At 32.1% G+C, this 14,221-nt stretch carries 16 protein-coding genes; 13 read left to right on the top strand and 3 right to left on the bottom strand.

Annotated elements, in window-relative coordinates; translation table 11 throughout:
- Positions 1 to 294: MATE family efflux transporter (locus tag ACI32A_RS02675; protein WP_439753478.1), on the bottom strand; the 294-nt coding region annotated here is incomplete at its 3' end.
- Between the two features lie 66 nt (positions 295 to 360).
- Complete coding sequence (locus ACI32A_RS02670) at positions 361 to 1,347, bottom strand: LacI family DNA-binding transcriptional regulator (protein WP_439753477.1); 987 nt, start codon at positions 1,345 to 1,347, stop codon at positions 361 to 363.
- A gap of 93 nt (positions 1,348 to 1,440) precedes the next feature.
- Here ACI32A_RS02670 and ACI32A_RS02665 point away from each other — a divergent pair, with 93 nt between their 5' ends.
- From ACI32A_RS02665 to ACI32A_RS02625, 9 genes are all read left to right on the top strand, one after another.
- The gene (locus ACI32A_RS02665) at positions 1,441 to 2,739 is read left to right on the top strand and encodes a sensor histidine kinase (RefSeq protein WP_439753476.1); all 1,299 of its coding nucleotides are present in this window, start codon (positions 1,441 to 1,443) and stop codon (positions 2,737 to 2,739) included.
- Positions 2,736 to 3,476 (top strand): response regulator transcription factor, encoded by a 741-nt coding sequence (locus ACI32A_RS02660; protein ID WP_439753475.1) that lies wholly within the window; start codon positions 2,736 to 2,738, stop codon positions 3,474 to 3,476. The genes ACI32A_RS02665 and ACI32A_RS02660 overlap by 4 nt, the downstream gene beginning before the upstream one ends.
- 1 nt (position 3,477) lies before the next feature.
- Complete coding sequence (locus ACI32A_RS02655; protein WP_439753474.1) at positions 3,478 to 3,666, top strand: PspC domain-containing protein; 189 nt, start codon at positions 3,478 to 3,480, stop codon at positions 3,664 to 3,666.
- Positions 3,663 to 4,094 (top strand): DUF523 domain-containing protein, encoded by a 432-nt coding sequence (locus tag ACI32A_RS02650; RefSeq protein WP_439753473.1) that lies wholly within the window; start codon positions 3,663 to 3,665, stop codon positions 4,092 to 4,094. Before ACI32A_RS02655 ends, ACI32A_RS02650 begins: the two co-directional genes overlap by 4 nt.
- A 399-nt stretch (positions 4,095 to 4,493) precedes the next feature.
- The gene (locus ACI32A_RS02645; protein ID WP_439753472.1) at positions 4,494 to 5,063 is read left to right on the top strand and encodes an HD domain-containing protein; all 570 of its coding nucleotides are present in this window, start codon (positions 4,494 to 4,496) and stop codon (positions 5,061 to 5,063) included.
- The gene (locus ACI32A_RS02640) at positions 5,056 to 6,171 is read left to right on the top strand and encodes an AI-2E family transporter (RefSeq protein ID WP_439753471.1); all 1,116 of its coding nucleotides are present in this window, start codon (positions 5,056 to 5,058) and stop codon (positions 6,169 to 6,171) included. The genes ACI32A_RS02645 and ACI32A_RS02640 overlap by 8 nt, the downstream gene beginning before the upstream one ends.
- 71 nt (positions 6,172 to 6,242) lie before the next feature.
- Entirely contained in the window at positions 6,243 to 7,157 is a 915-nt protein-coding gene (locus tag ACI32A_RS02635) for an ABC transporter ATP-binding protein (RefSeq protein WP_439753470.1), read from the top strand.
- Positions 7,154 to 8,032 (top strand): ABC transporter permease, encoded by an 879-nt coding sequence (locus ACI32A_RS02630; protein ID WP_439753469.1) that lies wholly within the window; start codon positions 7,154 to 7,156, stop codon positions 8,030 to 8,032. Before ACI32A_RS02635 ends, ACI32A_RS02630 begins: the two co-directional genes overlap by 4 nt.
- A gap of 2 nt (positions 8,033 to 8,034) precedes the next feature.
- Positions 8,035 to 9,396, top strand: coding sequence for a glycoside hydrolase family 1 protein (locus ACI32A_RS02625; protein ID WP_439753468.1), 1,362 nt, complete (start codon positions 8,035 to 8,037; stop codon positions 9,394 to 9,396).
- 41 nt (positions 9,397 to 9,437) lie between these two features.
- Here ACI32A_RS02625 and ACI32A_RS02620 read toward each other — a convergent pair whose 3' ends face one another.
- Positions 9,438 to 10,739 (bottom strand): MATE family efflux transporter, encoded by a 1,302-nt coding sequence (locus ACI32A_RS02620; RefSeq protein WP_439753467.1) that lies wholly within the window; start codon positions 10,737 to 10,739, stop codon positions 9,438 to 9,440.
- A gap of 59 nt (positions 10,740 to 10,798) precedes the next feature.
- Here ACI32A_RS02620 and ACI32A_RS02615 point away from each other — a divergent pair, with 59 nt between their 5' ends.
- The 4 genes from ACI32A_RS02615 to ACI32A_RS02600 all read left to right on the top strand — a co-directional run.
- Positions 10,799 to 11,650 carry a MurR/RpiR family transcriptional regulator gene (locus ACI32A_RS02615; RefSeq protein ID WP_439753466.1) on the top strand — a complete coding sequence of 284 codons (852 nt, stop codon included), beginning with the start codon at positions 10,799 to 10,801 and terminating at the stop codon, positions 11,648 to 11,650.
- Between the two features lie 166 nt (positions 11,651 to 11,816).
- Positions 11,817 to 13,169 (top strand): PTS transporter subunit EIIC, encoded by a 1,353-nt coding sequence (locus tag ACI32A_RS02610; RefSeq protein WP_439753465.1) that lies wholly within the window; start codon positions 11,817 to 11,819, stop codon positions 13,167 to 13,169.
- A gap of 38 nt (positions 13,170 to 13,207) precedes the next feature.
- Positions 13,208 to 14,146, top strand: a complete 939-nt coding sequence (locus ACI32A_RS02605) for a DUF7916 family protein (protein WP_439753464.1) — start codon at positions 13,208 to 13,210, stop codon at positions 14,144 to 14,146.
- 8 nt (positions 14,147 to 14,154) lie between these two features.
- On the top strand, positions 14,155 to 14,221 hold a 67-nt coding region (locus tag ACI32A_RS02600; RefSeq protein ID WP_439753479.1), incomplete at its 3' end, for a family 1 glycosylhydrolase.

Below are 14,221 nucleotides of genomic sequence, written 5' to 3'. Positions count from 1 at the left end.
AGGTGGCTCAATTTTAAACTGATAAGGTGGCTCAATTTTGGATTGACAAATACAACTTTCTTTGTTTTGTCCAATATATTGTGCCATCATGATGCCACATACCACCCCAATGGCATTAATCACAACAGAAAAAATAGAAGTAAATTTACATGCCAGTCCAACACTGGCAACGTGAATCGAAGAAAGTTGTCCAATCATAATTTGGTCAATGATTCCAAAAGAAGACTGTAACATAGATTGAAGGGTGACAGGAATGGCCAGGGCACATACACTATAAAAAAAGCTACGTTTCATAACAGGTTCCTCCTGTTCTTATTGTAGCTAGAGAGAGAATAAAACTCAAAGGTTAAACGCATAACCTTATTTTGTGCTATCGCGAACGATTAAAGAAACCGGTAATTGGATCGTTGTATCCTTTATTTCATGGTTTTTTAATTTTTGGAGCATTTCCATTGCGATTTTAGCTCGTAATGCATTGTCTTGTTTAATGGTTGTTAAGGAAGGATGTATCATCGTACAAATGGGCGTGTCATCAAATCCAGCAACACTCATAGAATCTGGAACGAAAATATTCTGTGTATTTAGAAAATGAATAAAATCAATGGCATAATAATCTGACAGGGCAAAAGTACAAGTGGCTTTTGAAATGATTTGAATATGTTCTTGATAAAATTTCCATCGTTTCTCTTTTACCATGGGTATTTGTAAATATGTAATGTTTCCTGAAAAACCTTTTTGAAAGCCACAAATTCTTTCGTGATCTACACCAGAATCGTTATCGGATAAAAGTAAGGCATGGGAATGGTTTTGATTTAAATATTTTCCCATTTTATATCCTCCATCAAAGTTATCAATTACTATATTGGCAATATTATCCATTTCATTACAAAATCCATCATAAACTACAAAAGGAATATGCATTTGTCTACGAAGAATGGAATAATCTTGTTGACAAAAACCAATCACAATGAGTCCTTCTAAATTCCACATGGAAGCAAATTGAATAATGTCCTGAACATTTTTTGTTTTCTTAACCATCATAAAACGATTTTGTTTGTCAATTTCATTGGATAGAGCATTTAATGAGGATGAAATAAAGAAATCAGATAAAGTATGTCCTTCATATTTTTCATGGTCATTGATAAAGATTCCTATGATTGGAGATGCATTTTGTGCTAATAAAATAGCAGCCATGCTTGGAATATATTGATTTTCTTCTAAAGCTTTTTGTACACGTTCAATTGTTTTAGCTGATACTTTATTTGTTTTTCCGTGAATGACATTGGACACAGTGGCTGTACTTACACCGAGTTGTTGAGCAATGTCTTTGATTTTTATGCGTTCCATATAGTTATTATATATATTTTTGACACAAAAAAAAGAATTCTATGTCTATTGTTTTTAGATGAAATTTCATAAAATAAAAATAGAGGTGGAATCATGATTCGAATGGAAATTGCTTTATTTTTTATTTTATGTTTAGTTGCGATTGTATATTTTACAGGACAAAGAAAAAACAATCCCCTGCATCAGACTTTTTCTGTTTTGTTGATTGTTATGCTGATTCATATTACAGCCGATGGAATTACTATTTATACTGTTAATCACTTAGAAACAGTGAATGCCTTATTTAATGAAATCATTCATCGAATTTTTATTGGAACCATGATTATGGCTGTATATTTGTTTTATAAATATATTGCTCTTCTTGTTCAGAAAGAAACCAATCAAAAAAAGAATATTATTCCAGCTCAGGTCATCTTGGTTGCTGGTTTATTTTGTAGTTGTGTACTACCTATGTATTATGTACAAACACCACAAGGTAATTATTCCTATGGATTGTATGTAGCTTGTGTCTATATTTGTGTCATTTTATATTTAATTTTATGTACATCTCTTTTAATGAAAAACCGAGAACAACTTCCCAGAAAAGAAAGAGACGTTATAGGATTTGCGTTATGTATTGAATTTGTGGGATGTGTGGTTCAAGGCTTTTTCCCGTTGTCTTTGATTAGTGGAATGGGACTTACATTAATGACATTATCTTTTTTCTTAACACTGGAAAACCCGGCTTTGCTTCAAGCTGAATTAGTGGAACAAAAATTGTCAATGTTATATTTAAAAAGTCAAATCAACCCACATTTTTTATATAACACCTTGGATACCATTCGAATACAAGCTCAATTAAATCAAGACAAACAAGTGGCAGATTTATTGATGCGTTTAGTGGAGTTTTTTCGCAATAGTGTAAAAGTTAATCGTCAAATGGTGGCTTTAGACGATGAATTGGATTTACTGGAAGCTTATATGGAATTGATGTGTTATCGATATCCACAAATTGAAGTGGAATACGATATTGATCCAGAGCTTGGGGATGCCCTGGTTCCTAACTTTATTCTTCAACCCATTGTTGAAAATAGTTTATTGCATGGATTAAAGAATATGGGATATAAAGGAAAAGTCAGTATTCGTGCTTTTCAATTAGATGATACATATATGGAAATTGTTGTTCAAGATACGGGTAGTGGATTTACAGAAGAAAAGAAGAAACAAGTCGATGATATGTTAAATAATTATGATAAGCTTTCTTTTAAATTAGAAGGCAATAGTATTGGTTTATTAAATGTGCAAAAACGAATTAAATTATTGTGTGGAAAAGAATGTGGTTTGTCGTATGTACATAAGCAACAAGGAGTGAGTGCTCATTTGGTATTGAACATTCAAAAGGAGACGCTATGAAAAAATTAAATGTATTGCTGGTGGATGATGAAATTATGATTCGTGAAGGATTTAAGCGCTTATTTGATTGGGAAAGTCATGGATGCCAGGTTGTTGCGGAAGCAAGTGATGGAATGGAAGCATTGGCAAAAATTGATGAATTTGTTCCAGATATTGTGATTATGGACATCAATATTCCTATTATGAATGGATTAAAAGTCATTCAATGTTCGCGTTTAAAACATCCGGATATGGCTTTTGTGATTGTTTCGGGTTATGATGATTTTGAATATTGTCGCCAGGCTTTAAAACTAAAAATTACAGATTATATTTTAAAACCCGTAAATTATGAAGAATTTGGAAATTGTATTGAACACTTGAAGATTTCTTTATTTCAAAATCAAACAAAAAAAGAAGAAGTTGTCAGCAATCAAAGAAGCATTGTATCCATTACAAAATTTCTTCAAGATCATTTAGAAGAGGATTTAAGTTTAAATATATTAGCGGATGAATTTCATTTAAATCCACAATACATTTCTCAATTATTTAAAACCGAAATAGGTGTTGGATTTTTAACATATTTAACTAATATTCGAATGGAAAAAGCCAAAAAACTGTTGTTGTCATCCGATGAATCAATTTCCAATATTTCGAGTCAATGTGGATATTATGATTATCGTGTATTCACAAAAGTTTTTAAGAAACATGAAGGTATTACACCTTCTCAGTATCGTCGAGATTTTTTGAAAGGAGTCTAATATGAATCGTAAATTATATAAATCAAGTCAGAATCGTATGTTAGCCGGGGTTTGTGGAGGTATTGGAGAATATTTCAATATAGATCCAACTCTCATTCGCTTAGCATGGATTGTATTTATTTTAGCAGGAGGAAGTGGGATTTTAGCTTATATTTTAGCAGCTATTGTAATCCCGGATGATTCTTTATGAAATATGGTGTCAGTGCTTGTTTACTGGGAATTAATTGTAAATATAATGGAAAAAACAATGAATCAAAGGAATTAATTAGAGCTTTAGAAAACCATGAAATTGTTCCCATTTGTCCTGAATGCACAGGAGGTTTACCCATTCCTCGTGTTCCATGTGAAAGAAAAGGAAATCAAGTAATTTCAAAAGAAGGAGAAGATAAAACGTTTTATTTTGAAAAAGGAGCGCAATTGACTTTAGAAACTATTCAAAAAGAAAAAGTAGATGCTCTTATTTTACAGTCTCGTTCTCCAAGCTGTGGTGTATTGGAAATCTATGATGGTTCTTTTTCAAATAAATTAATCAAAGGACAAGGTGTTTTTGTACAAAAGTGCATGGAAGCCAATATTCCTTGTTTTGATGTGAAAGAGTGGATCAAACATGCGGATTAATGGATATGGTGTATTGTTTCTAAATTTTTTTTCATAAAGAAGTATTTGAAAATACATGGCATTGTCCTATTTTTCAAGTTGGAGAACAAATCGGACGCTATAGATGTATGTTTTTTATGATTATGATGGTTTCAAAGGAACTACATTTTGTATATTATGTTTTATCAAATGGAATTTGTTTGATTTTATACAATTTCATTTGGTTTTTTATGTGGAATAAAAAATCTTTATTCAAAGTACTATCTCTTTCCATTCTTCCGTTTCTTCAAATTTTTATGAGTTCTCTTTTTTGTCATTCCATCTTTTTATTTGTTTTTTCTCTTATTTTTGGTTTCTTTCATGTCACGATAACTATAAAAGATGCAATCTGAAAGAAAACAGTGTACAATCGTAATTACTATGGAACCAGGAATTTTATTAGATACTTTATTAATGTGTGAAAAATTAAAAGGAATAATGCGCCATTGTTTTACATCCAATAATCAAAAGGAAAGTGTAGCCAGTCACAGCTGGTTAATGGCTTTAATGGCTTATTTTATGAAAGATGAATTCAACGATGTAGATATGAATAAAGTTATTGTGATGTGTTTGATTCATGATTTAGGAGAAGTTTTTACAGGAGATATCCCTGTTTTTGAAAAAACAGAAAAAGATGAAGAAAAAGAAGAGGTTTCTTTATTTCAATGGATAGAGTCTTTACCTTTTCCATATAATGAAGAACTTCGGAATTTATTTGAAGAAATGAAGGAACAAAAGACATTGGAAGCTAAAATTTATAAGTCGATTGATAAAATGGAAGCCGTGTTTCAACACAATGTTTCCGATATATCGACATGGCTTGATTTTGAATATGATTTGAATTTGTCTTATGGATTTGATCAAGTTTCATTTTCCGATTATTTACTGAATATTCGTAAAGAAATATATCAAGATACAATAAAAAAGATAAAGGAGGAAGCGAATGTTTAAAGAAGATGAAGGATTGTTTAAAATTTCTAAATGGATTATTGCCACCTTTACTTGTTGTGTCTTAATTTATTTAGGTATTAAATATTTTCAAGATATAGTACATTTTATTTCGATTTTATTTGGCTATGCCTTTCCATTGATATTAGGACTCATTTTTGCTTTGATTTTAAATGTTCCTATGTCATTTTTTGAAAGACAATTGTCAAAGAAAATGAAAAAAGGTATTCGTCCTATATCCATTGTTTGTTCCATTGTCCTTGTGCTGGGAATTTTTGCAGGTGTATTTGTTTTAGTTATACCAGAATTTATACAAGCTATTAAATTAATAATTGATATTTTATTGGATTTTATTGATATATTATCCAATACCGATACATCTTCTATTCCTTTTTCAGAATATATCATGTCATTGGATATTGACTGGATGGCATTAAAGAGTTCCATTGAATCGTGGTTTATGTCTTTTGGAAAAGATTTTGTGAATTCAGCTGCCAATCTTATTGGTTCTTTTGTGAGTGGTTTTATTACATTTTTTGTGGGATTGATTTTTTCGATTTATATTCTTATGAGTAAAGAAAAATTAAAACACCAGTCTTCTCGTTTATTAAGAGCCTGGATTCCTGAAAAAATTGCGAATTATATCATTCATGTTTGTGAAGTTTGTAGTAAAGTCTTTAAACTCTATATTGCCGGTCAGGCCACAGAAGCGATTATTTTAGGAACACTTTGTATGATTGGAATGTTGTTGTTAAGACTTCCATATGCACCTATGATTGGTGCACTAGTTGGTGTTACGGCTTTAATTCCTATTGTGGGAGCTTTTATTGGATGCATTGTGGGAGCCATCATGATTTTAACGATATCTCCTTTTAAAGCCATTATCTTTGTGATTTATTTTTTGATACTGCAACAAATTGAAGGCAATATGATTTATCCAAAAGTTGTAGGATCTAAAATTAATTTACCGGCCATCTGGGTTTTAGCTGCCATCACGATAGGAGGAAATCTAGGAGGTATTTTAGGGATGTTGTTTAGTGTACCTGTCACTTCTTCTTTATATACATTAATAAAGGAAGCAACACTTCAAAGAGAAAAAACTAAAAAATAGACACATTGTTATGATTTTGTGTCTATTTCTTTTTTTATTTTTATTTATAATAAATTTGAAAGAGGTATTCTATGGAACATATTATTGAAATTCAACATTTAAATAAAAGTTATAAAGATGTAAAAGCCGTCGATGATTTAAGTTTTTGTGTAAAAGAAGGAGAATTGTTTGCGTTTTTAGGTGTCAATGGTGCTGGAAAATCCACAACAATCAATATTATGTGTGCACAATTATCTAAGGATTCAGGAAGTATATGGATTGATGGATTGGATTTAGAGACACAGAGTACAGAAATTAAGAAAAGACTGGGAGTGGTTTTTCAGAATTGTGCTTTAGATAAGGATTTAAGTGCTTATGATAATTTACGTTTTAGAGGGGCTTTGTATGGTTTATCAAAAAAAGAAATTGAAATCCGAATTGATGAATTATCGAAACAACTTCAGTTTTCTTCTTATTTAAAGCGACCCATTTCAAAATTATCAGGAGGACAAAGAAGACGAATTGATGTGGCGAGGGCTTTGATGCATCGGCCTAAGATTTTAATTTTAGATGAACCTACAACGGGATTGGATCCACAGACGCGTCGTATTTTATGGGATTTTATTGAAGAATTGCGTAAAAAAGAAAATATGACTGTTTTTCTTACAACACATTATATGGAAGAAGCAGCAGATGCCAATTATGTAGTGATTTTAGATCATGGGCGTATTGTAGCACATGGTTCTCCTTTACAATTAAAAAATGAATATGCGTATGATTATATTACGTTATATGGTGTTGAAGAAAAAGATATTTGTTCATTCCATCTTCCGTATAAAAAAATACGTGATGGTTATAAAATCCGAGTGGAGAACACAAAAGTCGCTACGGACTTAATTTTAAAGAATCCGTCTTTATTTCGTGATTATGAAATCACAAAGGGAAAGATGGATGATGTATTTTTAAATGTGACAGGTAAAACATTAGAGGGGGGAATGGAGCAATGATGTCTTTAGTAAAACGAAATGTAAAGCTGTATTTTAAAGACAAAGGAATGTTTTTGACTTCCTTGATTACGCCTTTGATTTTGCTGGTTTTATATGGAACATTTTTAAGTAGTACCTATGAAAGTATGTTCCGTGACAGTTTGTCGATATTTAATGCATCGGATTCATTAATAAAAGGTTGTGTAGCCAGTGAATTGGTGTCTTCTTTGCTGGCTGTGAGTTGTATTACGGTGGCGTTTTGTTCCAATTTAATCATGGTGCAAGATAAAGCCAATGGTATTCGCATGGATTTAGATGTAACACCTATAAAAAAGAGCACATTGGCTTTGTCCTATGCCATTGCGACATTTATTTCTACTGTTTTAATTAATTTTATTGCGGCTCTTATTTGTCTTGGCTATATTAAATATATGGGATGGTATTTAGAAACTATGGATGTAATCTATATTTTCTTAGATGTGGTTGTCCTTGTTTTATTTGGAACAATACTATCGTCTTGTATTACATTTCCATTAAGTACACAAGGCCAAGCCAGTGCAGTGGGAACCATTGTTTCGGCAGGATATGGATTTATTTGCGGTGCTTATATGCCAATTAGTCAATTTTCAGATACTGTACAAAAAATCATTTTATGTTTACCAGGAACATATGGAACAAGCATGATTCGAAATCATTTCTTTGCGGGTGTATTTCGTGAAATGAGTTCTTTAAAGTATCCAAATGAATTGATTGTAGCATTAAAAGAAAGCGTAGACTGTCATTTGTATTTTGGAAATACATTGATTGAAGTACCAGTTATGGCAATAATTATGGTTGTTACGATTTTAATATTAGTTGTGATTTATATTTGTTTGAATCGATTAAAGAAGGTGTAAAAATGAAAATTCCAGAAACATTTTTTATTGGAACCAGTAGCAGTGCCTGGCAAATAGAAGGAAATCATAAAAAATCCAATCCAAGTTGGGCGGATGTATTTTATCAAAGCAATCCCTCTTTGTGGTATGAGTCTACAGGTGTGGATGATGCCTGTGATTTTATTCATCATTATAAAGAAGACATTGAATATATGGCAAAAGCGGGTATGAATGTTTTTCGTTTTACGATTCAATGGCCTTATTTTTTAAAAGACGTAAAAAAAGGAATTGTGAATGAAGAAGCCAGGGCTTTTTATAACGATGTGATTGATACGATTTTATCATTTGGCATGCAGCCCTTTGTTTCTTTGGAACACTGGGATATTCCAGCTGTTTTTTTAGAAGAATTTGATGGCTGGTGTAATCGTAAGATGCTGGATTATTATCGTATTTATGTACGAAAAGTATTTGAGTGCTTTGCGGATCGTGTGCCTTATTTCTTTGCGTTTACAGAACCGAATATTCCAATTGATAATGGATATATGGATGCAATATGGTATCCATTTGTTCATGATCCAAAAAAATGTTATCAGGCACATTTTCATAAAATGGTGGCAACATCGATTGCTAAACAAGAATATGTTCCTTTTCAAAAAAAATACAACGGAAAATTAGGGGCTATGATTCATTACACGCCAGTTTATCCTAGAAGCAATTCTAAGGAAGACATGAAAGCATGGTTCTATGCGGATTTGCTTCAGGTTCGTATTTATTTGGATCCTTATGTAAAAGGAAAAATATCCGATGAATTTATGCAAGTGTTAATAGAAAATGATTGTATGTTTTCTTATGAGTCACAAGATTTAGAATTAATTGGAGAATATCGAATTGATATATTGGGATTGGATTATTATTTTCCAATTCGTGTAAAAGAAAAAGAAAATGCATTTGAAGGGTTTTTCCATCCAAGTAAATATTACGATTTATATGTGAAACCAGATCGTCAATTCAATGCTGATCGTGGATGGGAAATTTATCCACAGGCGATTTTAGATGTCAAAGAACGTATTGAAAAAGAATATGATTCTATTCCATGGTTTATTAGTGAAAATGGAATCGGAATTGCGAATGAGAATCGATATAGAGAAAATGGACAGATTCAGGATGACTATCGAATTGATTTTATTTCAGCGCATTTAAAAAATGCGATTCAAACAGAAACGTGTTTAGGTTATTTGATTTGGTCTTTTATAGATAATGTATCGGCTCGTAATGCGTTTAAAAATCGTTATGGTTTATTGGAATTGAATACAAAAACACAGGAAAGAATTCCAAAAAAGAGTTATGATTTCATGACAGAAATCAATCATAAAAGAGAAATATAGACAGTATTGATGTCAATATAATGGATACTATATAAGAGAAACTAGATCCCCCTTCTAGTTTCTCTTTTTTTGAAAATAAATCCAAAAAGATCGGCAAATATCCATCCAATCACAATGGAAATCCAGATGATGGAATAGCCGTAAATGGGTGCGAAAACATAGGAAAGAAAAACTCGTGTTCCTAATGATACTATGGTTAAAATGATGGATATACCTGGTTTTTTCAATGCACGAAAATAACCATAGAAAAAGAATAATAAACCAATGAATATATAGAAACTGCCTTCTATGTGCAGGTATTGAATACCAATCGATAAAACCGATGCATCCTTAGAAAAAATCATTAACAGTTGTTTTGAAAAAAGAAAGACAATACAGGAAATAAATAAACTAAATCCAATAATCATTTTCAAAGCAATTTTTGTTCCTTCTTGCATACGTTCATTTTGTCTGGCTCCATAATTTTGAGCTAGAAAAGTAGAAAAGGCATTCCCAAATTCTTGTACGGGCATATAAGCCAGGGTATCAATTTTTACTCCAATCGCAAAGGCAGCCATAACGGTGGCACCAAATGTATTGACTAGACTTTGAATCATCAGAATTCCAAAATTCATAATGGATTGTTGAATGCAGGCTCCAAATGAATTAGACAGTATTTCTTTTAGTCCTTGTATTTGAAAAGAAAAATGAAAAAGAGATTGTTTGATACAATAAATGACAATGCAAATTGCACTTAGTATTTGACTGAATAAGGTTGCCCAGGCAACGCCTGAAATACCCATGTTATAGTACATCACAAAAATAAAGTCACAAATAATATTTGTAAGAGTGGAAAGTCCTAAAAAGTATAGTGGAATAATTGAATTTCCTATGGAGCGAAGGGCATAGGCAAAATAGTTATATAAAAATAAAAAAAGGATTCCATAAAAAATAATTTGAAGATATTCTTTTGTGTCATTTAAAATAGATGCTGGTGTATGTAAAAATTGTAGAATGAAATCCATTTTGTAGATACAGAAAAATTGTAGAAGAATGGAAAAAAGTCCAATCAAGAGAAAAGAAGAACTCATACGTTTTTGTAGTATTTGTTCTTGTTTTTGTCCAAAATAAAAAGAAAACAAAGCGCTACTTCCCATGCACAATCCTGTAATAATAGAAATAATAAAGGTCATTAATGTATAACAGGAACCAACGGCTGCCAGGGCATTGGCTCCCATGGCTTGTCCAATGACATAGGTATCGACTAAATTATAAGCTTGTTGCAGGATGTTTCCAATTAATAAGGGTAAAGTAAATGATAGAATAGATGGAAGAATGGTTCCTTTTGTCAAATCGTATTTCATGAATATTAGTTTATCGAAAAAATTGTTTTTTTTAAATGAATTTCTTTTATAATTTAGATATGGTATTGGAAATTTTAATGAAAAAAGAGAATTTAACACCCAATGAAATACAAGTAGCGGATTTTATTTTATCGAATATAGATGAATTCTCAGAATTGTCTTTAAATGAATTAGCCAATCTAACATTTGTTTCGCCTCCAACAATTACGCGTCTTTGTAAAAAGGTGGGATGTAAGAATTATAGTTCTTTTAAAGTGAAAGTAATGGAAGAATATACTGTTCGAAATAAAATGTTGAAATCCATTGATTTGAATTATCCGTTTTCGAAAATGGATGAAAAAGAAGATATTATCCAGAATATTGCGGATATTAGTATTTCTGCGATTGAAAGTGCTAAAAATAATTTTAATTATACAGTTATTGATCAAGTGATTCATGAAATCATTAAGACGCATTGCATTGATATATATGCTTCAGGCATGTCAGCTAAAGTAGCGGGTTTATTTGTTGAAAAAATGAATCGTATTGGCTATAATACCAATCTTATTTTGGGTTCTTCATCAAAAAAATATAGAGCCAATTCATCAACCCAGCATCAATTTGCGATGATTGTATCGTATTCTGGGTTAACACGAAGTATTACGGATTGTGTAGAATTATTGTCACATTCACGCACCAAAACGTTTTTAATTACAGGAAATCGTTTGTCACCTTTGGTTTCAAAAGTAAATTATGTTTATTATATGGAAATGGATGAAGATATTTCCATTGGAAATAAAATTGATGGATTTGCGGGATTGATCATGCTTCATTTTATTTTGGATAGTATTTATGCTCTGTTGTTTGCACGGGATTATGATAAGCATTTGAGTATTTCGAAAGATGTAAATGATAAGCAATTTACTCGTTAATGTAATAATATTTCATAAAATAAGAAGGAATTGAATTTTTTCTTATTTTTTTTTGTAACTTTATTTCAATATAAATGAAAACGCTTTAATTTAAATTTTATGCATGATATTTTATGGTCACAAAGCAAAGACGTGCACAAATTGCTTCAATAAGAGGAGAAAACATATGGCAAAAAATTGGAAACAAGTGGCTCAACAAATTGTTGATGGCATTGGAAGTAAAGAAAATATTGTATCTATTACACATTGCGCTACGCGCCTTCGTTTTAATTTAAAAGATGATTCAAAAGCAAATATTGATGAATTAAAGAAAATTAATGGTGTGATTAATGTTGTTCAATCGGGTGGTCAAACACAATGTATTATTGGAAATGAAGTATCGGATGCCTTTGATGCAGTCGTAGAATTAACAGGTATTACGGGAAAAGTAATTGATGCAGTTGAAAAAGATGATTTAAAAGTAAAAGGAAAGTTCATGGATCAGATCATTGGTGTGGTCACAAATATTTTCACTCCAATTCTTCCTGTATTAATTGGTGGTGGTATGATTCGTGCGTTGTTGATGTTAGCAACTCAATTTGGTTTATTGGCAGCAACAGATGGAACATATATTGTCATTAATGAAATTTATAATGCAGTCTATTCTTTCTTGCCTGTTTATATGGCTTATAACTGTGCAAAATATTTTAAATGTAATCCAATGATTGCAGTAGCAGTTGCCTTAACAATGGTGAGTTCAACGATTTCAGGAGCGGTTGCAGGCGATGGATTAAGTTGTTTTGGAATTGCGTTATCGATGCCAAAACAAGGATATGGATCCGCTATTATTCCAATTATCGCAACAATCTGGTTTATGTCAAAAGTGGAAAAAGCTTGTAAGAAAATCCCAGCAGTTTGTCGTAATATCTTAAGTCCATTACTTTCTTTATTGATTACAGTTCCTTTAATGTTCTTAGTATTTGGACCTGTTTTCTCGATTCTTCAAAATGGAATTGGAGCTGCCTATACAGCATTGTATAATTTTAGTCCAATTGTTACGGGAATCATTTTAGGAGGCGCTTGGCAAATCTTAGTTGTCTTTGGTTTACACTGGGGAATTGTTCCATTAGGACAAATAAACTTAGCTCTTTATGGACGTAATACAATCAATGCCATTACTGGACCATCGAACTGGGCACAAGCAGGGGCTGCTTTAGGAGTGGCATTAAAAACGAAAAAATTAGAATTAAAAGAATTAGCATTCTCTGCTGGTATTACAGGTGTATTCTCTATCACTGAACCATCCATTTATGGAGTTAACTTACCAAATAAAAAGCCATTCTATATTGGTGTGGCATGTGGAGCCATTGCTGGTGGAATTGCAGCAGCTGGAAATTCAGCGGCTTTAGCAGGTGGACCAGTTGGAATCTTAAGTTTCCCATTGTTCATTGGTGAAGGATTTATTTACTTTGTTGTGGCAATGTTCTTTGCATTGATCGCATCTTGTGTATTAACGTATTTATTTGGATATAAAGACTAAGAAAGGAAGAATTCTTCCTTTCTTTACAGGAGTTTAGTATGAATAATATTGTTCGATTAATTAGTGCATCAAAAAGTGATTTTGAAACAATGAGTCCCATGGATTTAAAAACATCCATTTTTAAATCTGAGGGAAGAGTTATTTGTGGTCAACATTTATTATTTGATGGAAAAGGATTGGTAAGAGGGATTACCAATACGGAAGTTATGTTTGCCTGGGGAGCGGATATGGTTTTATTAAATACGATGGATTTAGATAACATGGAAAATAATCCCGGGCTGCAAGGATTAACATTTCAAGAATTAAAAAAACGTTGTAATCGTCCTATTGGTGTGTATTTAGGATGTCCAAAAGAAGGTAGCCAAGACGGTGGGAAGAAAGCATTGTATCGTCGTGAAGGAATGGTTTGCACACGTGAACATGTTCAAAAATGTGTAGACATGGGTGTGGATTTTGTGGTTCTTGGAGGGAATCCAGGATCTGGTACTTCGATTCAAGACATTATTGAATGTACAAAATGGGTAAAAGAAACATATAAGGATCAATTGTTTGTCTGGGCTGGTAAATGGGAAGATGGTATTACAGAACCTGTTTTAGGCGATCCTAGACGAAGTGAAGAAGATACAAAAAAAATTATTCAGGAATTAATTGATGCTGGAGCAGATTGTATCGATTTAACTTGTCCTGGTTCTCGACCTGGCGTGAGTACAGAAACGATTCGAGATTTAGTTACTTTTGTTCATACATATAAACCGGGTACCTTGGCAATGTGTTTTCTAAATAGTTCATTAGAAGGAGCCGATCCAGATACAGTTCGATTAATTGCGATTGAAATGAAGAAAACAGGCGCTGATATTCATGCGATTGGAGATGGAGGCTTTGCGGGATGTACATGTCCAGAAAACATTTATCAGTTATCGGTTTCCATAAAAGGAAAGCCATATACATATTTTAGAATGGCTTCTGTCAATAAATAGGAGAAATTATGTTTCCAGACAACTTTTTATGGGGAGGCGCTACGGCTGCCAATCAATGTGAAGGAGGATATGATC

Source organism: Floccifex sp. (assembly GCF_051873555.1).
Classification (GTDB): Bacteria; Bacillota_I; Bacilli_A; order Erysipelotrichales; family Erysipelotrichaceae; genus Floccifex.
Note: the sequence above shows the minus strand (reverse complement) of the source record. Positions and strands in the feature narration are given on the sequence as shown.

What these genes read in the sequence shown, in the direction of transcription:
- ACI32A_RS02645 (WP_439753472.1), top strand. Translation starts at nt 4,494, where the DNA reads ATGGAACCAGGAATTTTATTAGATACTTTATTAATGTGTGAAAAATTA.
- ACI32A_RS02670 (WP_439753477.1), bottom strand. Translation starts at nt 1,347, where the DNA reads ATGGAACGCATAAAAATCAAAGACATTGCTCAACAACTCGGTGTAAGT.
- ACI32A_RS02665 (WP_439753476.1), top strand. Translation starts at nt 1,441, where the DNA reads ATGATTCGAATGGAAATTGCTTTATTTTTTATTTTATGTTTAGTTGCG.
- ACI32A_RS02615 (WP_439753466.1), top strand. Translation starts at nt 10,799, where the DNA reads ATGGTATTGGAAATTTTAATGAAAAAAGAGAATTTAACACCCAATGAA.
- ACI32A_RS02630 (WP_439753469.1), top strand. Translation starts at nt 7,154, where the DNA reads ATGATGTCTTTAGTAAAACGAAATGTAAAGCTGTATTTTAAAGACAAA.
- ACI32A_RS02610 (WP_439753465.1), top strand. Translation starts at nt 11,817, where the DNA reads ATGGCAAAAAATTGGAAACAAGTGGCTCAACAAATTGTTGATGGCATT.
- ACI32A_RS02625 (WP_439753468.1), top strand. Translation starts at nt 8,035, where the DNA reads ATGAAAATTCCAGAAACATTTTTTATTGGAACCAGTAGCAGTGCCTGG.
- ACI32A_RS02635 (WP_439753470.1), top strand. Translation starts at nt 6,243, where the DNA reads ATGGAACATATTATTGAAATTCAACATTTAAATAAAAGTTATAAAGAT.
- ACI32A_RS02650 (WP_439753473.1), top strand. Translation starts at nt 3,663, where the DNA reads ATGAAATATGGTGTCAGTGCTTGTTTACTGGGAATTAATTGTAAATAT.
- ACI32A_RS02640 (WP_439753471.1), top strand. Translation starts at nt 5,056, where the DNA reads ATGTTTAAAGAAGATGAAGGATTGTTTAAAATTTCTAAATGGATTATT.
- ACI32A_RS02660 (WP_439753475.1), top strand. Translation starts at nt 2,736, where the DNA reads ATGAAAAAATTAAATGTATTGCTGGTGGATGATGAAATTATGATTCGT.
- ACI32A_RS02605 (WP_439753464.1), top strand. Translation starts at nt 13,208, where the DNA reads ATGAATAATATTGTTCGATTAATTAGTGCATCAAAAAGTGATTTTGAA.
- ACI32A_RS02655 (WP_439753474.1), top strand. Translation starts at nt 3,478, where the DNA reads ATGAATCGTAAATTATATAAATCAAGTCAGAATCGTATGTTAGCCGGG.
- ACI32A_RS02620 (WP_439753467.1), bottom strand. Translation starts at nt 10,739, where the DNA reads ATGAAATACGATTTGACAAAAGGAACCATTCTTCCATCTATTCTATCA.